The following is a 16,836-nucleotide window of genomic DNA, read 5'->3' as shown; positions in this document are numbered from 1 at the left end:
GCATTTCGATCAACGCGAATTCGGCGCGGTATATCGGCAATCGAAGCGCTTTCTCACCGTTCCATTTTCATCGACGCTTTCCAGATACACATCGAACTGCCACAAGCGCGCCATGTGCTTGAGCACTTCGTCGCTGTCGTTCGACAGATGGCGATTGTCGGTCATGAAGTGACGCAGCGTGAGACTGCGGTCGCCGCGCGTGTTCACCGAATACACCTGAATGTTCGGCTCGCGATGATGAATGTCGTACTGCCGCGACAGCGCCTGTCGCACATATCGATAGCCGCTTTCATCGTGAATGGCCGAGACTTCGAGCGCGTCGCGCATGTCGTCGTCGAGAATCGAGAAAAGGCGCATCTCCCGGATCAAATGCGGCGACAGATACTGCGCGATAAAGCTCTCGTCCTTGAAGTTACGCATCGCGTAGTGCAGCGATTCCAGCCAGTCGCTGCCCGCGAGATCGGGGAACCACTCGCGGTCTTCGTCGGTCGGGTTCTCGCAGATGCGGCGAATGTCGCTCATCATCGAAAAGCCCAGCGCATACGGGTTGATGCCGCTGTAATACGGCTTCGTCACCGGCGGTTGATAGACCACATTCGAATGCGAATGCAGGAACTCCATCATGAAGCCGTCTTCGAGCCGGCCTTCGTTGTAGAGCGTATTCAGCAGCGTGTAGTGCCAGAACGTGGCCCAGCCTTCGTTCATCACCTGCGTCTGCCGCTGCGGATAGAAATACTGTCCGACCTTGCGCACGATGCGAATGACTTCGCGCTCCCAAGGTTCGAGAAGCGGCGCATTCTTCTCCGCGAAGTACAGTAGATTCTCCTGCGGCTCTGGCGGATAGCGGCTTTCGATTTCCTCGGCGGACGGCGCCTTCTTGTTCGGCAGCGTGCGCCACAATTCGTTTACCTGCGATTGCAGATACGCCTCGCGCTCGCGGCGCATCGCCGCTTCCTTCGCGAGCGACAGCTTCTGCGGGCGCTTGTAGCGGTCCACGCCGTAGTTCATCAGCGCGTGGCACGAGTCGAGCAGTTCCTCGACGCGATCCAGCCCGTGACGCTCCTCGCATTCCGCGATGTAATTCTTCGCGTACACGAGGTAATCGATGATCGCGTGGGCGTCCGTCCACAGCCGGAACAGATAGTTGCCCTTGAAGAAGGAGTTATGCCCGTAAGCGGCATGCGCGATGACGAGCGCCTGCATCGTCATCGTGTTCTCTTCCATCAGATACGCGATGCACGGGTTCGAGTTGATGACGATCTCATACGCGAGGCCCATCTGCCCGCGCCGGTAGCTTTTCTCCGTCGAGAGAAAGTGCTTGCCGAACGACCAGTGCCGATAGTTCACCGGCATGCCGACGGACGCGTACGCATCCATCATCTGCTCGGCGCTGATGATTTCGAGTTGGATCGGATAGACGTCGAGCCCGTAGCGATTCGCGACGCGCGAGATTTCGGCGTCGTACTCCTCGATCAGCTCGACGCTCCAGTCCGATGGGCATGGCAGCGGCCGCCGTTTTTCTGCAACGTTCATGCTTACCTCGTGCGTCGTGGCAGACGCATTGCGTTGCCCCGCTTCCGGTCCGAGTTTCGACGGCGCACGATCGTCCGTGCCGTCGAGATGATATCCACGCGCTTCGTTGTTCACGTGCCTCGTCGTCATGCGGCCGCCTGTTGTTTTTCGAAGAGTTCGCGGAACACCGGATAAATGTCCGAGGCCGAATCGACCTTCTTCATCGCCAGTTCAGGCGCGCCGGCCGCAAGTTGAGCATACTCCAACCACAGGTTCTGCTCTTCTGGCGCGACTTGAATATACGCAAAATACCGCACCTTAGGCAGGATGTCCTCTGCGAGCAGCTTGCGGCACTTCGGGGAATCGTCGGTCCAGTTGTCGCCGTCCGAAGCCTGTGCGCCGTAAATGTTCCATTCAGTCGGCGAGTAGCGCTCGTCCATGATCTTCTTCATGAGTTCGAGCGCGCTCGACACCACCGTGCCGCCGCTTTCCGTCGAATGAAAGAACGTGTCTTCATCGACTTCTTCGGCGCGCGTATGGTGACGGATGAACACGACTTCGATCTTCTCGTAGTTCCGCTGCAGGAAGAGATACAGCAGGATGAAGAAACGCTTCGAGAGATCCTTGCGCTGCTCGTCCATGGAACCGGAGACGTCCATCAGGCAGAACATCACCGCCTTGCTCGAAGGCGTGGGCTGCTTCACACGGTTGATGTAGCGCAGATCGAACGGATCGATGAACGGAATGCGCGTGATCCGCCCCTGCATGATGACGATATCCGCTTCCAGCCGCGCGATGTCGTCCGGATTGCCGTCTTCTTCCTTCAGTTGTTCGAGCTGGCGTTCCATCTCGCGCAATTGCGCCGAAAGCGGCCAGCCGAGCGCGATGCGCCGGCCGAGCGCGCTGCGCAGCGAGCGCACCACGTCGATGTTGTTCGGCGTGCCTTCCGCCGCCCAGCCCGCGCGCACGTTCTTCCACGTCGGCACGGCGAGCAGTTGTGTCTTGACGAGGCGCGGCAGTTCGAGATCGTCGAAGAAGTACTGCATGAATTCTTCGCGCGACAGCTCGAAGACGAAATCGTCCTGGCCTTCGCCCTCATTGCTCGCGCTCTTGCCGCCGCCGCCCGAGCCGCCTTGCGGACGCGGGATCTTGTCGCCGCGCACGTAGTCGGCGTTGCCCGGATGCACGTATTCACGCTTGCCGCCCGGACCATGCCGGAACGACGGCTCCGCGATGTCCTTCTTCGGAATCGTGATGCTCTGCGTGCTTTGAATGTCTTTGATGCTGCGATCGCGCACCGCGTCGGAAACGGCGCGGCGAATGTAGTTCTTGACGCGTCGCAGGAAGCGTTCGCGGTTCGCGATGCTCTTGTTCTTGCCGGCTAACCTGCGGTCGATGATTTGGTGCAGCACATCCAGTCTCCCGCAAAAATGGCGAGTGTGCGAGGCGCCGCATGTTTGCGCCGCGCGTGGGCGCCTCTCGCTCGCAATCTGCCCGCTTGGCCATCCGGATGCAAGCATCGAACCCGGACGGCGCGGACCTGCACTGCTCTACTGCAACTTCCTTCGTGACACCGCGCCGCTTAAGACGACTTGCGCACGCGCAGATACCAGTCACACAACAAACGCACCTGCTTCGGCGTATAGCCCTTCGCGACCATGCGGTTCACGAAATCCTCGTGCTTGCGTTGCTCTTCGGCCGATCCCTTCGCATTGAAGGAGATGACCGGCAAGAGTTCCTCCGTGTTCGAGAACATCTTCTTCTCGATCACGACGCGCAGCTTCTCGTAGCTGATCCACGCGGGATTCTTGCCGCCGTTGTTCGCGCGCGCACGCAGCACAAAATTCACGATCTCGTTGCGGAAGTCCTTCGGGTTGCTGATGCCCGCAGGCTTCTCGATCTTCTCCAGCTCCGCGTTGAGCGCGGCGCGGTCGAAGCTCTCGCCGGTGTCGTGATCGCGGAACTCCTGGTCCTGAATCCAGAAGTCCGCATACGTCACATAGCGATCGAAGATGTTTTGTCCATACTCCGAATACGACTCCAGATAAGCCGTCTGAATCTCCTTCCCGATGAACTCGGCGTAGCGCGAAGCCAGTACGTCCTTGATGAACGACAGATACTTCTGCTCCGTTTCCGGCGGGAACTGCTCGCGCTCGATCTGCTGTTCGAGCACGTACATGAGATGCACCGGGTTGGCCGCGACCTCGGTGGAATCGAAGTTGAACACGCGCGACAGAATCTTGAACGCGAAACGCGTGGACACGCCCGTCATGCCTTCGTCGACGCCCGCGAAATCGCGATACTCCTGATACGACTTCGCTTTGGGATCGGTGTCCTTCAGGTTCTCGCCGTCGTAGACCTGCATCTTCGAAAAGAGGCTCGAATTCTCAGGCTCGTGCAAACGCGTGAGCACGGCCATCTGCGCCATCATCTTGAGCGTGCCCGGCGCGCACACCGCTTCCGCGAGCGAAGAATTGCGCAAGAGCTTCTCGTAGATCTTCACCTCTTCGCTATAGCGCAGGCAGTACGGCACCTTCACCACGAAGATACGATCGAGCAGCGCCTCGTTGTTCTTGTTGTTGCGGAAAGCCTTCCATTCCGATTCGTTCGAGTGCGCGAGAATCACGCCGTCGAACGGAATGGCGCCGAAGCCTTCCGTGCCCTTGAAGTTGCCTTCCTGCGTGGCCGTCAGAAGCGGATGCAGCACCTTGATCGGCGCCTTGAACATTTCGACGAATTCGAGCAAGCCCTGATTCGCGAGGCATAGGCCGCCGGAATAGCTGTAAGCATCGGCGTCGTCCTGCGAGTAGGTTTCGAGCTTGCGAATGTCCACCTTGCCGACGAGCGAGGAGATGTCCTGATTGTTCTCGTCGCCCGGCTCCGTCTTCGCGATGCCGATTTGCCGAAGTATCGACGGATAGCGGCGCACCACGCGGAACTTGCGGATATCGCCGTTGTATTCGTGCAGGCGCTTGACGGCCCACGGCGAAAGAATGCTCTTCAGGTAACGGCGCGGAATGCCGTACTGTTCCTCGAGCACCGGACCGTCTTCGTCGTAATCGAAAAGACCGAGCGGCGATTCGTTCACGGGCGAACCCTTGAGCGAGTAGAACGGTACGCGCTCCATGAGTTGCTTGAGCCGTTCTGCAATGGACGACTTGCCGCCGCCCACCGGACCGAGCAGATACAGGATCTGCTTTTTCTCCTCTAAACCCTGCGCGGCGTGCCTGAAATACGACACGACGTTCTCGATCACTTCCTCCATTCCGTAGAACTCGCGGAACGCCGGATACACCTTGATGACCTTGTTTGCAAACACACGCGATAAACGCGGATCGAGGCGAGTGTCGACCATTTCGGGTTCCCCGATGGCCGTCAGCATGCGTTCGCCCGCTGTTGCATATGTGGCAGGATCTTCCTTGCAGAGCGCGAGATACTCTTCGAGCGAGAATTCCTCCTCGCGCGTTTTTTCGAAGCGGGTCGCGAAACTGCTGTAGATATCCATGCTACCTCCTCGCCGAAGTCAGAAAGCCTTGGTCGTCTCAACGCGCGTTATCGAAACGACATCGCTTGAATTCATCCTAAACCCTTTCGAATTTTTTTTCACGCACTTGCTTGGTTGATTTGCTTAGAAGCTGCTCGGAACAATCACTAGCTTGGTAGGTTATTTTCGTTCACCTACAATCCTCAGTCCCAAGATGCGGTTCGTTCTTGCGCTCGCATGTCATGCAGCGTGCGCTCTGCGTGCGCTTCGGCATGTTCGCTGCGCCGCGCTTGCTTCATCGCTGCACCGCGACCTTCCGCCAAAGCATGTTCGCGAGCGCATGTCGTCACGTCAGTACCAACTCCAGTTCTCCGATGCGGTCAATCGAGCCATGCACCATGGCCGGTCCTTCCACGCGATACGCGCCCGTGTAAGAGCCCGTCGTGATGGTCCAGAAAGGCTCGACGGTCAAACCCATGCGCGAACAATGGTTGACGAGCCAGGGCAGCAATTCGCGAGGATCGCCCGCCGGATTGCCGAGGGTAGCCGGAGCAATCCCCACGCCATCGAGCGTGAGTTCAAGGCGCGGCGCAAGAAAATCAAAGCCCGGCGCGACGACCTCGTAAGGTTCCATGCCGCTTGTGATGAGCGCGCCGTTGTTCTGCGAGTCCGCAAGCTGCGCGAGCGGATCGAGATTGGGCCACTGCGCGAAACGGCTGTCGACCACTTCGAGCGCGACTGCAATGCCGCCGATCGCCGCGAGCACTTCGGCGCGCGTGTAAGGATCGTTCTTCGGGGGCAGCGCATACGCGAAGCGAAACGCAATCTCCAGTTCCACCAGCACGCGAAAGAAGCCTTCGAAAGGAAGGCGCGCGGGCGAAACATAGACACATTCGGCATCGATGGGCGCGCCCGCCGCGAGCGCATCGGGCGCGCGCGCGCCGATCTTCCATGCGCCGATGCGCGCGTGGCTGTCGCGCAGGACTTCGTGCTGGATGGCGTAAGCGGTGGGTGCGTCGGCGGGGAGATCGCGCGGCTCCAGCGTTTCGATCAGTCGATGCTGACGCCGGGCCGCGACGAGCTTGGCGGCAAGTGTCGATCCGGTCATGTCGATCCCCTCGTGTGAATGGTGACGCGCAGTGTCGTCAGTGTACGGGTTACCGGACCGGAGGTGCTTTACGTTGCCCGCGTGATGCGCTTTCGATCGAACGCGCGATGCGGGCAGCGGCATCAAAGCGTCAGAATGTCTCCCAGTCGCCGCCCGCCGTCGACAATGCGGCGGGCTTCGCGGTCGCTACGGGCTTTGCAGTCGGCGCAGGCTGCGCGACGCGCTTCGGCTTCGACGATACGGGCGCCGGCACGTGCACAGAAGCAGCAGCAAGCCCCGCGCCTTCGGTCACCTGAAACACTGCGACCGCCTGACGCAGGCGCGCGGCCTGATCTTCGAGCGACTGCGCCGCCGCCGCCGCTTCTTCCACGAGCGCCGCGTTCTGCTGCGTGACTTCGTCCATCTGCGTGACGGCGCGCGATACCTGCTCGATGCCGGTCGACTGCTCCGCCGACGCCGCCGCGATCTCGCCCATGATGTCGGTCACGCGTCGCACCGCGCCGATGATCTCGTTCATCGTGCGGCCCGCTTCGTCGACGAGCGTGGTGCCCGACTGCACGCGCGCGACCGAAGTGTCGATCAACTCCTTGATTTCCTTGGCCGCCGTCGAGGAACGCTGCGCGAGATTGCGCACTTCGCCTGCCACGACCGCGAAGCCGCGCCCTTCTTCGCCCGCGCGCGCCGCTTCGACGGCCGCGTTGAGCGCGAGGATGTTGGTCTGAAACGCGATGCCTTCGATGATCGCGATGATGTCCGCGATCTTGGCCGAGCTGCGGCTGATCTCGCCCATCGTATCGACCACTTGCGTGACGACGGCGCTGCCCTTGCCCGCAATCTCCGACGCGTTGGCGGCAAGCGTGCTGGCCTGACGCGCGTTATCCGCGTTCTGGCGCACCGTGCTCGTCAGTTCCTCCATGCTCGATGCCGTTTCCTGCAACGCGGACGCCTGTTCCTCCGTGCGCGACGAAAGATCGGTATTGCCCGCCGCGATCTGCTGCGTGGCCGACGCGATCGATTCGCTGCCCGAGCGCACCGTGCGAACCGTTGTGAGCAGGCTCGCGCGCATCTTCGCGAGGCCTTCGAGCAGCAGGCCCATTTCGTCGCGCGAGGTCACGACCACGTCGCGTCGCAGATCGCCGGCGGCGATGGCTTCGAAGTGCGCGAGCGCGGCTTCGAGCGGCCGCCCGATGGCGCGCCGCAACGCGACCCACGCGAAGGCCGCCGCCCCGAGGCCGAGCGCGATGGCCGAAAGACTCAGCGCGCGGAACCACGTATAGCGGCTCTGCGCGTCTTCGTAGCTCTTCTTCGAGGCGTCGGTGAGAAACGAGCGCAGCGCGTCGTTCGCGTTGGCGAGTTCGTTGTAAGCGGCCTGCATCGCCTTGGCCGCTGCGATCATGCCCGCGCGGTCGTCCGCCGTGACGGCCGCCAGTCCCTTGTCGACGGCGCGTTGAAGCGCGAGCCGCTTGTCCTGCGACGCGTCGGCAAGACGACGCTCGTCGGGCGTCTGCGGCAGCGACATGTAGTTCTTCCAGAACGCGTCGGCGCGCTGGCGCATCATGCGCGAACGCTCGATGGTCGCGGCCACCTCGGACGTGCCGGCGAGCAGCGCCGCGCGGTCGAACACAAGCCGTTCGCGCGCCGCATACATTTCACTGTTGCCGACGGCGATGGCGCCCGGCATCTGCACCGAATACGTGTCGAGAAAAGCCTCGTTCGTGCGGCCCATGCCCGCGAGTCCCAGTGCGCCGATGCTGACGAGGAGCGCGCCGAGAAACGCCATCGAGATGCCGATGCGTGCCTTGATCGTCAAAGCCTTTTTCATGGATGTGTCCCTGATGCCGATTCGAATGTGCGCGGGCGTGGTGACGCGTAAAGCCGCGATGGGCGGACGCGCACTCGCGCAGCCGCTTACGATATAAACGGCAAGAGGCACCGGGACTTGAGAAGGTTCTTTCCCTGATAGGGAAAACGACGCGTTGTACGCGCCGTTATTCAGCACATGTTGAAAACTTATGCTGCGATTTCGCCGCGTCGCGGAATGGACGGCTGCGCGCCCTCGCGCGTGACGGCGAGCGCGGCTGCGCGCTGACCGAAGGCGATCGCGTCGGCGACGGCGCTGCCGCGCGCCAGTTCCGCCGCGAACCCGCCGATGAACGTATCGCCCGCGGCGGTCGTATCGACGGCGTCGACCTTCGGCGACGGCAGATGCTGGCCGTCGCTGTCGTCGCCGAGCAGCGCGAACACGCCCTGCGCGCCGAGCGTGACGATCACGTTGCGCGCGCCCTTCTCCTTGAGCACGCGGGCGGCGCGGCGCGCATCGTCGGGCGTCGCGATGGCGATACCCGAAAGCGTCGCGGCTTCCAGTTCGTTCGGAATCAGATAGTCGATGAGCGCGAACCAGTCGGCGGGCAGCGTGCTCGCCGCAGGCGCGGGATTGAGAATCGTCGTGCGGCCGAGCCGGCGGCCAGCGGCCAGCGCCGCGCGCACGGTCTGCGGCGGCGTTTCCAACTGGCAGACGATGACATCGGCGCGTGCGAGCAGCGCCTCCTGCTCGTCGATGACCGCAGGCGTGACCTGCGCGTTGCTGCCCGCGACGATCACGATCGCATTCTGGCTCACGTCGTCGACGATGATAAGCGCGACGCCCGTCGGCGCGTCCGCGCTCGTCGCGAGCGCGGCGCAGTCGATGCCTTCCGCTTCGAGGCCCGCGCGCAGCGTCGCGCCGTTCGCGTCGCCGCCGACGCAGCCGACCATCGCGACTTGCGCGCCTAGGCGCGCGGCCGCCACCGCCTGATTCGCGCCCTTGCCGCCCGGCGCCTGCACGAAAGCGGAGCCGGCGAGCGTTTCGCCGGGCTTCGGCAGGCGCGGCGCGCGCGCGACGAGGTCCATGTTGAGACTGCCGACCACCACCACGCGCCCGCGCGTGCCTGCTTCACTCGTTGCGTTGTCGCTCATCGCGATGAAATCCTGCTGTGGTTGTTCGTCCGCGTTAGTTTGCTCTGGCGTCTGCCACTGCGCCGCTTTCGGCGCAGCGCGACTCGGGCACGACCGCCGTCGATTCGCGCAGCACGAGACGCGGCGGTACCACGCGGCGGCGCGTCGTGCCGCCGAGCTTGCCGACGATGCGCTCGATCAGCGTCTGCGCGGCCATCTCGCCGAGCGCGCGCACGGAATGGCCGACCGTCGAGAGCGCAGGATACGTGTAGCGCGACAACTCCACATCGTCGAAGCCGATGATCGAGCAATCGTCCGGCACGCGAATCTTGCGCTCGGCCGCCGCCCGCAGCGCGCCGATGCCCATCATGTCGTTGCACGCGAAAATCGCGGTCGGCTTCATCGCGTCGAAAAGCTGCGAGGCCGCAGCATAACCGCCCGTCGCGGAAAAGTCGCTCTGGACGATCGCGTTCGGCTCGATCTCGACGCCGCGCTCGGCCATCGCGCGGATAAAGCCGTGCAGGCGCATGGCGCTCACCGCTGTCGCCACCGGCCCGGTGATGCAGCCGATCTCCGAATGCCCCGTCTCCAGCAGATGCTTCGTCGCAATGTACGCACCTTTCTCGTGGTCGATCTGCACGAGGTCCGCCGAGACGCCCTCGATGTTGCGGTCCACGATCACGAGCGGCTCGCGCGCGCCCGCCAGACACTGCGCGAGCACCGCGTCCTCGCCCGCCGATGCGATCACGAGGCCGTCGATGCGCTTCTCCTGCAAGACGCGCAAATAGTTGCGCTGCTTGGCCGGATCGTCGTCCGAGTTGCAGAAGAAGACGCAGTAGCCGTTTTTCGCGCAGCCGTCCTCGACGCCGCGCGCCAGTTCGGCGAAGTACGGATTCGTCGCGTTCGGCACGAGCAGCCCGATGGTCGCCGTGGACTTCGCCTTGAGCGAGCGCGCCACTGCCGACGGCACGTAGTCCAGCTCGCGGATCGCGCGCTCGACCTTCGCCCGCACGTCGGCCGACACCGGCCTTGAATTGTTCACTACGTGGGACACCGTCGTAAACGACACCCCAGCAATGGCTGCCACGTCCTTGATCGTCGCCATACATCGTCCTTCGCTTTGCTTTGGTCCAACTTCTTTTATTGACCGGAAACGTCCTCTCGCGCGGCCCTCACGCGCCCGGCCGCTTTCCTTCCGCTCGCCGCGCTTGACGTTGTCTAGACGGCGAAGGCACTGCCCGGTCATCTCTATTTGCCTGCGCTCATGTTTAACGTCGCCGCCCACCCCGTTGCGAGGCACCGACGTGCTGCCTGCTGCCTGCTGCCCTCTGCTCTGTCAACCGCGCCTGCGCCGGCTCCGGTAGGTATCCAGCACCACCGCGACCACGATCACCGCGCCGGTGATGATGCGCTTGGTCGGCTCGTTCGCGCCGATCTGCGCGAGCCCCGCCGCCAGCACCGAGATGATGAGAACGCCGAAGAACGTGCTGATGACCGAGCCGCGCCCGCCCATCAGACTCGTTCCGCCGATCACCACCGCCGCGATCACCTGAAGCTCCACGCCCGCGCCCGCGTTCGGATCCGCGGCTTCGAGACGGGAAATCTGGAACAGCGCGGCCAGCCCCGACAGCGCGCCCATCAGCGCGAACACGATGACCTTGTACGGCCGCGGATCGACACCCGCGAGGCGCACTGCTTCCTCGTTCGTGCCGATGCCTACCAGATAACGGCCGAAAATCGTCCGGGTCAAGACCCAATGCGCAAGAATCATCACCGCGACCGCAATCAGGAACGCCGGCGAGATGCCGAACGCGATCGGATTCGACAGAAAATCGAACGCGTCGCCGATATACGCGGTGCGCGAGTTCGTCATTTGATACGCGAGCCCGCGTGCCGCTTCCAGCACGCCGAGCGACACGATGAACGACGGAATGCGCCATGCCACCGTGACGAGTCCCGTGACCGTGCCCGTCAGCGCGGCGGCGGCCAGTCCGATGAGCGCTGCCGGAAGTGCGGGCCAATGCCACTTCAGCGCGGCCACGCTCACCACCGAGGCGCCGAGCGCAAGGACCGAGCCCACCGACAAGTCGATGCCCGCGATGATCAGCACGAACGTCATGCCGACCGACATCACGACGAGATCCGGTATCTGATTCGCGATCGTGCTGAACGTGTCGTACGTCAGAAAGTGGGAACTCAGCACGGAGAAAAGCGCGATCATCGCGGCGAGCGCGCCGGCCAGTCCCAGATAATTGGAAAAGCCCAGGCGCGTGCCCGCGCCCTTCGCGTTCTTGCCGCTTTTCGGCGCATCGGCTGGCAGATTCGCTTCGGTCTGTCCGGTCATTCAATGCTCCAGCAAATTGTCTTGTTCGGGCGGCTTCGCGTCGGGCGCGAGCGGCTCGTGCAGAATGGCCTCGCGCTTCGCATAGCCGGCGAAAGCCGCCGCGAGCAGCGCATCCTGCGTCCAGTTCGCGCGCTCGAACACACCGGTCATGCGCCCCGCCGACATCACGCCGATCCGGTCGCAGATCAGCATCAGTTCGCGCAGATCGCTCGACACGACCACGAGCGCGCGGCCTTCGCGGGCGAGCGCGCCCATGAGCCCGTAAATATCGAACTTCGCGCCGACGTCGATGCCGCGCGTCGGTTCGTCGAAAAGCAGCACGGTGCAGTCGCGGGCGAGCCAGCGGCCGATCACCACCTTCTGCTGATTGCCGCCCGATAGTTCCGACACCGCCTGCGCCGGCCCCGACGTGCGGATGCGCATGGCGTCGATCTGGCGTTCGGCGAGCGCGGCTTCGCGGCGCGTGTCGATCACGCCGTGACGCGCCACCGCGCCCACGTTGCCGAGTGAAACGTTCGCGGCGATGGGCAGGCCGAGCAGCAGGCCCTCGCCCTTGCGGTCCTCCGTGATGAGCGCGATGCCGTTTTTCACCGCATCCGACGGCGACTGGATGTTCACCGGGCGCAGCGCCTCGCCGCCGCGCGAAACGGCCACCGTGCCGCCGTCCGCGCGATCCGCGCCGTAGATCAGGCGCATGAGTTCCGTGCGCCCCGCGCCGATCAGCCCGCTGATGCCGAAAATTTCGCCCGCGCGCACTTCGAAGGACACGTCGCGCACGGCCGGGGCGCGCGTCATGCCGTCCACTTTCAGCGAGATGCCGCCGAGCTTGCGCTCGCCGAGATCGATGCGTTCGCCCAGTTCACGGCCCACCATCAGCGTGACGAGCTGGTCGCTCGTCAGCGCGCTCATCGGCCCGACGTGCACGAGCCGGCCGTCGCGCAGCACGGCCGCGCGCTCCGCGATGCGCCTCAGTTCTTCCAGCCGATGCGAGATATAGACGAGCGCCACGCCTCGCGCCTTGAGCCGCGCGATCTGCTCGAAGAGGAGATCGACTTCGCGTGCGGTGAGCATCGCGGTGGGTTCGTCGAGAATCAGCACGCGGCAATCGCCGATCAGATTGCGCGCGATCTCGACCATCTGCTGATGCCCGATGCCGAGATCGCCGACGAGCGTGTCCGGGTCGATCGCATCGAGCCCGACTTGCGCCATCGCGTGCCGCGCGTCCTCGGCGAGCCGCTTGCGGTCGATCCAGCCGATTTTCAGGCGCCCTTTCTGCGGCAGGCGGTTGAGGAAGAGGTTTTCCGCGACCGAGAGCGTCGGCAGCAGGTTCAGCTCCTGCATCACCATGCGCACGCCGAGCGCTTCCGCTTCGGTGCGGCTTTGCGGGGCGTACGGCTGGCCCGCGAGCGTCATCGTGCCCGTGGTCGGATTCGTGAGACCGCCGATGATCTTCGACAGCGTGCTCTTGCCCGCGCCGTTCTCGCCGGTCAACGCGAGCACTTCGCCCGGCGAGAGTCCGAGCGATACGTCGGCCAGCACCGGCTCGACGTAGGTCTTGCCGATTCCCGTGACGGTCAGCACGCTCGCGTCGTGCGCGTCTTTCATCATGGCGTAAGGTCGCTCAAGGCGGTCGGTGCATCCTCGGCAAAGTTGTGCATGCGTTGCGGCGGGACGGCGGCCGGTACGCTCCGCCGTCCATCAACCGCGCTCGTGCCTCTTAACGGCATGATGGCCGCGAACTTGAGGACGAACGGTTCGCGGCGCAACGCTCGCTGCGCTTTACTTCGTCACGAGATCGACGGGCGTTTCCACCACGGTCGAGAGCTCCGACTGCTTCTTGTGCCCGGCAATGGCCTTGAGCGCCACGTCGATGCCGAACACGGCCTGCTTCGCCGCGTATTGATCCGCGGTGGCGAGCACGCGGCCGTCCTTCAGCATCGGCTTGATGGCGTTGATGTTGTCGTAGCCGACCACCTGCACCTTGCCGGCCTTGCCCGCCGCGCGCACCGCCGACACCGCGCCGATCGCCATGTTGTCGTTGCCGCACAAGAGCGCCTTGACGTTCGGGTTCGCGTTGAGAATCTGCGACGCGACGGCGTTGCCCTTGTCGATTTCCCAGTCGCCCGACTGGAGCGCGACGACCTTCATGCCGGCCGCGTCCATGGCGTCCTTGAAGCCGGCGGTACGCTGCTGCGCGTTGGTCGTCGTGGAAACGCCCTCGATGATGCCGACTTCGTCGCCCTTCTTCAGGCGCTTGGCGAGATAGTCGCCGACCTGGCGCGCGCCCTTGCGGTTGTCGGGGCCGACGAACGGCACGTTCAGGTCCTTCGACTTGAGCACGTCCTGATCGAGCCGGTTGTCGATATTCACGACGACGATGCCCGCGTCCGCCGCCTTCTTGATGACCGGCACGAGCGCCTTCGAATCCGCCGGCGCGATGACGAGCGCATTCACCTTCGAGACGATCATCTGCTCGACGATGCGGATCTGCGCGGCCGTATCGGTTTCGTCCTTGATGCCGTTGGTGATGAGGTCGAACTTGTCGGCGTTGTGCTGCTGATAGTCTTTCGCGCCGTTTTCCATCGTGAGGAAGAACTCGTTGGCGAGCGACTTCATCACGAGCGCGACCTTGGGCTTGCCGGCGCTCTGCGCAAAGGCGGGCGATGCGGCAAAAGGCAGCGCGCTGCACGCAACGAGCGCGACGGCGGCTGACAGGACGCGACGGCGAATGGCTGACTTCATGCGGTTCTCCTCCAGTGTTTTGATTGATTTGTGTGCAGTGGGTCTTGCATGTCACGCGAAACGTGGGCGGTTCAACGTTTGCCGCCGTCGATTCTCGTTCGTGGGAGGCGCGCGGTCAATCGGGCTAACGTGCACTGGGCGCTTCGGACGCACGCGCAATGTGGTCTTGCGCGCGTTCGAAGCCAGCCGCTGGCGCTCAAAGATCGGCGACGGACTGGCCCTCGATCTCGTTGTCGATGATCTTGCGGCCATAGTCAATGCCGGCGCGCGTCGCATCGATCGGGCTCTCGAACGGCGCCTGCTCGGGCACGCCGAACATGGCGGAGCGGCCGCTCTCGCCTGCCGCGTCGCGCGAAATGGTCACGAAGATGTCGAAGTGGCGCGGGCCGTCGTCCGGCTCGTCGCGCTCTTTCGCGCGGCGCATGGCCTGCACGTGGATGGCGAAGCCCTTGTAGTGATCGGCGAGCGGTGTGGACATGAAGCGGCTCCTGTCGTGGATGAAGGATCGAAGCAACCGGATGACGAACACTGCGTCCGCTCGCCGGCGAAAGCGCGTTGCAAGGCGGCGGCGCGGCGGTCAATGGATCAACTCGAAGATTTAACCTTATCGCACACTCAGTTGAAACCTGCTTTGCCATAATGCGCGGGCGAGACGTCGAAACTCGCTCATTCAAGAAGAATCGTCAATTACTCAGGGAGCGTCACATGACCATCCGAGCCACTGCCCTTATCGCTGTTTTGAGTCTTACGCTGGGCGCGCATACGGCTTTCGCGGCCAATAGTCAGCAGTCGAAGATGAGCGACTGCAACAAGCAGGCAGGCGACAAGAAAGGCGACGACCGCAAGGCGTTCATGAAGAGTTGCCTGTCCGCCACGCCCGCCGCCGCCTCCGCCGCGTCCGCGCCGATGACCCAGCAGCAGCGCATGACTGCGTGCAACAGCCAGGCATCCGGCAAGAAGGGCGACGACCGCAAGGCGTTCATGAAGAGTTGTCTCAGCAGCAAGGGCTGATCGCGGCGCGGGCCGCATCGTCTGATTCGCGCCGCGTCGGTTGCATGCGGCGCGGGCTGTCTGCCCTCTTCGTACATATTGCACTGCACCCAAGCAAGTGTTTCGCACCGCCGTCTTTTTCTCATAAGATGGCGCGAAGGCGGCCCCTCACGAATACAAGAAACACGCCATCGGCCGCCGCTCGTCTAGCGTGGCGACAAGCCTCGCATGGAGGCATCGGATGGCATGGAGATACAAGAACCGCTGGTTCCGCCGGTGGCTCGTGACGATCACCTTCTGGGCCGTGCCCGTGATGATCGTCGCGGTCAACGAGGTGCGCGAGGAAATGGCCTATAACACGGTCGATCTTCAGAAGGCGCTCTCGACCTGGGAACTCACCGATGCGCAGCGGTCCGCCGGTGCCGCCGCGCGTTGTCACGGCGCGCCGGACGAAGCGCGCGCATCCGGCTGCCCCGCCGACGTTCTGCAAGCCAACGCCCGCCGTCATCAGGAAGCGCTCGACGAATACGCGCATCGCAAGGCGACGCTCGCCGACTATCTGTGGCACGCCTTCATCGGCTATTGGGTCGTGCCGGCGGCGTTTCTGCTTGCCGTCGGCATCGTGATCGGCGGCATCAAGCGCGCCTTGCGGCGGCCGTCGCGCGCGCCGGCCCCCGTTCCTCCGACCAAAGTAAAAACGACGACCCAGTGACGCAGGCGCTTCGGGTACGGTCGTTGCTACTTGCTACGCGGCGTTGCCGCCGTCACCGAGACCGGTGCGGTGAAATTAATGCAGGGCTTCAGGCAGCGGGGCGGGCGAAATAGCCGGCCATTCGCCGTCGTCCAGTGGACGACGCGCGGATGCGACGCAGGGCTTGCGCGGCACGCGCGGAACGCGGTATCTGTGTCCGGTGCGAGCGTCGCGTTGTTGCGTCGCTGTGCTATAACTTGGCGTGCCTCACCCTCCCGCACTATGGGGTTTCCTAAATTCCACGATGGAGAACAATGATGCAAAGACGAAACTTCATGCTCAAGACGACGGCCGTGTTGGCGCTGGGAGGCCTCGCGCTTGCCGGTTGCACGACGAATTCGAATACCGGCGCTGAGAAGGCCGCCGGCAGCGCCGACGATCGCCGCAGCATCGACGCGGACGTCGACAGCACCATCCAGCGGCTCTATGCGACGGTTCCCGGCTCGCGCGAACTGGTCGCGAAGTCGCGCGGCGTGCTCGTGTTCCCGTCCGTGATTCAGGCAGGCTTCATCGTCGGCGCGCAATACGGCAAGGGCGCGCTGCGCGTGGGCGGCGGCACGGTCGGCTACTACAGCACGACCTCCGGCTCGTTCGGCCTGCAGGCGGGCGCGCAGTCGAAGTCGATCATCTTCCTCTTCATGACGCAGGACGCGCTCGACAAATTCCGCAACTCGGACGGCTGGTCGGCAGGCGCCGATGCATCCGTGGCGCTCGTCAAGATGGGCGCCAACGGCGCGGTCGACACGACCACCGCCACCAGCCCGGTCGAAGCGTTCGTGCTGACGAACGCGGGCCTGATGGCCGACGTGTCGCTCCAGGGCACGAAGGTGACGCGCCTGAAGATGTAAGGCGGCGCGCGCCGTCTTCACGGTCCCGGCGGAAAGCATGACCGCCGTGGGGGGGGGGGGGGGGGGGGGGGGGGGGGGGGGGGGGGGGGGGGGGGGGGGGGGGGGGGGGGGGGGGGGGGGGGG

At 63.9% G+C, this 16,836-nt stretch carries 14 protein-coding genes; 3 read left to right on the top strand and 11 right to left on the bottom strand.

All coding sequences use genetic code 11. The features are described 5' to 3' along the window. Window positions 1-9 precede the first annotated feature (9 nt). From NCR35_RS08570 to NCR35_RS08520, 11 genes are all read right to left on the bottom strand, one after another. The gene (locus tag NCR35_RS08570; RefSeq protein ID WP_244848654.1) at window positions 10-1,662 is read right to left on the bottom strand and encodes a SpoVR family protein; all 1,653 of its coding nucleotides are present in this window, start codon (window positions 1,660-1,662) and stop codon (window positions 10-12) included. Continuing rightward, a complete protein-coding gene (locus NCR35_RS08565) occupies window positions 1,659-2,924 on the bottom strand; it encodes a YeaH/YhbH family protein (RefSeq protein ID WP_175940321.1) in 1,266 nt (421 codons plus the stop codon). Before NCR35_RS08565 ends, NCR35_RS08570 begins: the two co-directional genes overlap by 4 nt. Before the next feature lie 170 nt (window positions 2,925-3,094). Beyond that, a complete protein-coding gene (locus NCR35_RS08560) occupies window positions 3,095-5,017 on the bottom strand; it encodes a PrkA family serine protein kinase (RefSeq protein WP_159836168.1) in 1,923 nt (640 codons plus the stop codon). A gap of 325 nt (window positions 5,018-5,342) precedes the next feature. Continuing rightward, window positions 5,343-6,104: a 2-keto-4-pentenoate hydratase gene (locus NCR35_RS08555; protein WP_244848653.1), complete on the bottom strand. Its 762-nt coding sequence runs from the start codon at window positions 6,102-6,104 to the stop codon at window positions 5,343-5,345. A 130-nt stretch (window positions 6,105-6,234) separates the two neighbouring features. Then, a complete protein-coding gene (locus NCR35_RS08550) occupies window positions 6,235-7,926 on the bottom strand; it encodes a methyl-accepting chemotaxis protein (protein WP_250534029.1) in 1,692 nt (563 codons plus the stop codon). Window positions 7,927-8,114: 188 nt separating this feature from the next. Next, window positions 8,115-9,059 carry a ribokinase gene (rbsK, locus tag NCR35_RS08545; RefSeq protein ID WP_250534028.1) on the bottom strand — a complete coding sequence of 315 codons (945 nt, stop codon included), beginning with the start codon at window positions 9,057-9,059 and terminating at the stop codon, window positions 8,115-8,117. 34 nt (window positions 9,060-9,093) lie between these two features. After that, window positions 9,094-10,143: a LacI family DNA-binding transcriptional regulator gene (locus tag NCR35_RS08540; RefSeq protein WP_250534027.1), complete on the bottom strand. Its 1,050-nt coding sequence runs from the start codon at window positions 10,141-10,143 to the stop codon at window positions 9,094-9,096. A 231-nt stretch (window positions 10,144-10,374) separates the two neighbouring features. After that, window positions 10,375-11,382, bottom strand: a complete 1,008-nt coding sequence (locus tag NCR35_RS08535; RefSeq protein ID WP_175940316.1) for an ABC transporter permease — start codon at window positions 11,380-11,382, stop codon at window positions 10,375-10,377. Further along, on the bottom strand, window positions 11,383-12,990 hold the full coding sequence (locus NCR35_RS08530) for a sugar ABC transporter ATP-binding protein (RefSeq protein ID WP_502801661.1): 1,608 nt from the start codon (window positions 12,988-12,990) through the stop codon (window positions 11,383-11,385). It lies immediately after the preceding gene. A 171-nt stretch (window positions 12,991-13,161) separates the two neighbouring features. Beyond that, a complete protein-coding gene (locus NCR35_RS08525; RefSeq protein ID WP_250534026.1) occupies window positions 13,162-14,124 on the bottom strand; it encodes a sugar ABC transporter substrate-binding protein in 963 nt (320 codons plus the stop codon). Between the two features lie 196 nt (window positions 14,125-14,320). Then, window positions 14,321-14,602: a hypothetical protein gene (locus NCR35_RS08520; protein WP_244848647.1), complete on the bottom strand. Its 282-nt coding sequence runs from the start codon at window positions 14,600-14,602 to the stop codon at window positions 14,321-14,323. A gap of 227 nt (window positions 14,603-14,829) precedes the next feature. On the opposite strand from NCR35_RS08520, the gene NCR35_RS08515 reads away from it, so the two are divergent. The 3 genes from NCR35_RS08515 (at window position 14,830) to NCR35_RS08505 (ending at window position 16,713) form a co-directional block, all read left to right on the top strand. Then, on the top strand, window positions 14,830-15,135 hold the full coding sequence (locus NCR35_RS08515) for a PsiF family protein (RefSeq protein WP_250534025.1): 306 nt from the start codon (window positions 14,830-14,832) through the stop codon (window positions 15,133-15,135). A gap of 220 nt (window positions 15,136-15,355) precedes the next feature. Further along, window positions 15,356-15,826 (top strand): hypothetical protein, encoded by a 471-nt coding sequence (locus tag NCR35_RS08510; RefSeq protein ID WP_250534024.1) that lies wholly within the window; start codon window positions 15,356-15,358, stop codon window positions 15,824-15,826. 296 nt (window positions 15,827-16,122) lie between these two features. Beyond that, a complete protein-coding gene (locus NCR35_RS08505) occupies window positions 16,123-16,713 on the top strand; it encodes a BPSL1445 family SYLF domain-containing lipoprotein (RefSeq protein ID WP_250534062.1) in 591 nt (196 codons plus the stop codon). Window positions 16,714-16,836: the final 123 nt, after the last annotated feature.

Origin of the sequence: Caballeronia sp. AZ10_KS36 (assembly GCF_023631105.1) — a bacterium.
In the GTDB taxonomy this organism is placed as follows: domain Bacteria; phylum Pseudomonadota; class Gammaproteobacteria; order Burkholderiales; family Burkholderiaceae; genus Caballeronia.
This window is presented reverse-complemented; position numbering and strand designations above follow the sequence as displayed.

What these genes read in the sequence shown, in the direction of transcription:
- NCR35_RS08570 (WP_244848654.1), bottom strand. Translation starts at nt 1,662, where the DNA reads ATGACGACGAGGCACGTGAACAACGAAGCGCGTGGATATCATCTCGAC.
- NCR35_RS08560 (WP_159836168.1), bottom strand. Translation starts at nt 5,017, where the DNA reads ATGGATATCTACAGCAGTTTCGCGACCCGCTTCGAAAAAACGCGCGAG.
- NCR35_RS08555 (WP_244848653.1), bottom strand. Translation starts at nt 6,104, where the DNA reads ATGACCGGATCGACACTTGCCGCCAAGCTCGTCGCGGCCCGGCGTCAG.
- NCR35_RS08550 (WP_250534029.1), bottom strand. Translation starts at nt 7,926, where the DNA reads ATGAAAAAGGCTTTGACGATCAAGGCACGCATCGGCATCTCGATGGCG.
- rbsK (WP_250534028.1), bottom strand. Translation starts at nt 9,059, where the DNA reads ATGAGCGACAACGCAACGAGTGAAGCAGGCACGCGCGGGCGCGTGGTG.
- NCR35_RS08540 (WP_250534027.1), bottom strand. Translation starts at nt 10,143, where the DNA reads ATGGCGACGATCAAGGACGTGGCAGCCATTGCTGGGGTGTCGTTTACG.
- NCR35_RS08535 (WP_175940316.1), bottom strand. Translation starts at nt 11,382, where the DNA reads ATGACCGGACAGACCGAAGCGAATCTGCCAGCCGATGCGCCGAAAAGC.
- NCR35_RS08530 (WP_502801661.1), bottom strand. Translation starts at nt 12,990, where the DNA reads ATGATGAAAGACGCGCACGACGCGAGCGTGCTGACCGTCACGGGAATC.
- NCR35_RS08525 (WP_250534026.1), bottom strand. Translation starts at nt 14,124, where the DNA reads ATGAAGTCAGCCATTCGCCGTCGCGTCCTGTCAGCCGCCGTCGCGCTC.
- NCR35_RS08520 (WP_244848647.1), bottom strand. Translation starts at nt 14,602, where the DNA reads ATGTCCACACCGCTCGCCGATCACTACAAGGGCTTCGCCATCCACGTG.
- NCR35_RS08515 (WP_250534025.1), top strand. Translation starts at nt 14,830, where the DNA reads ATGACCATCCGAGCCACTGCCCTTATCGCTGTTTTGAGTCTTACGCTG.
- NCR35_RS08510 (WP_250534024.1), top strand. Translation starts at nt 15,356, where the DNA reads ATGGCATGGAGATACAAGAACCGCTGGTTCCGCCGGTGGCTCGTGACG.
- NCR35_RS08505 (WP_250534062.1), top strand. Translation starts at nt 16,123, where the DNA reads ATGCAAAGACGAAACTTCATGCTCAAGACGACGGCCGTGTTGGCGCTG.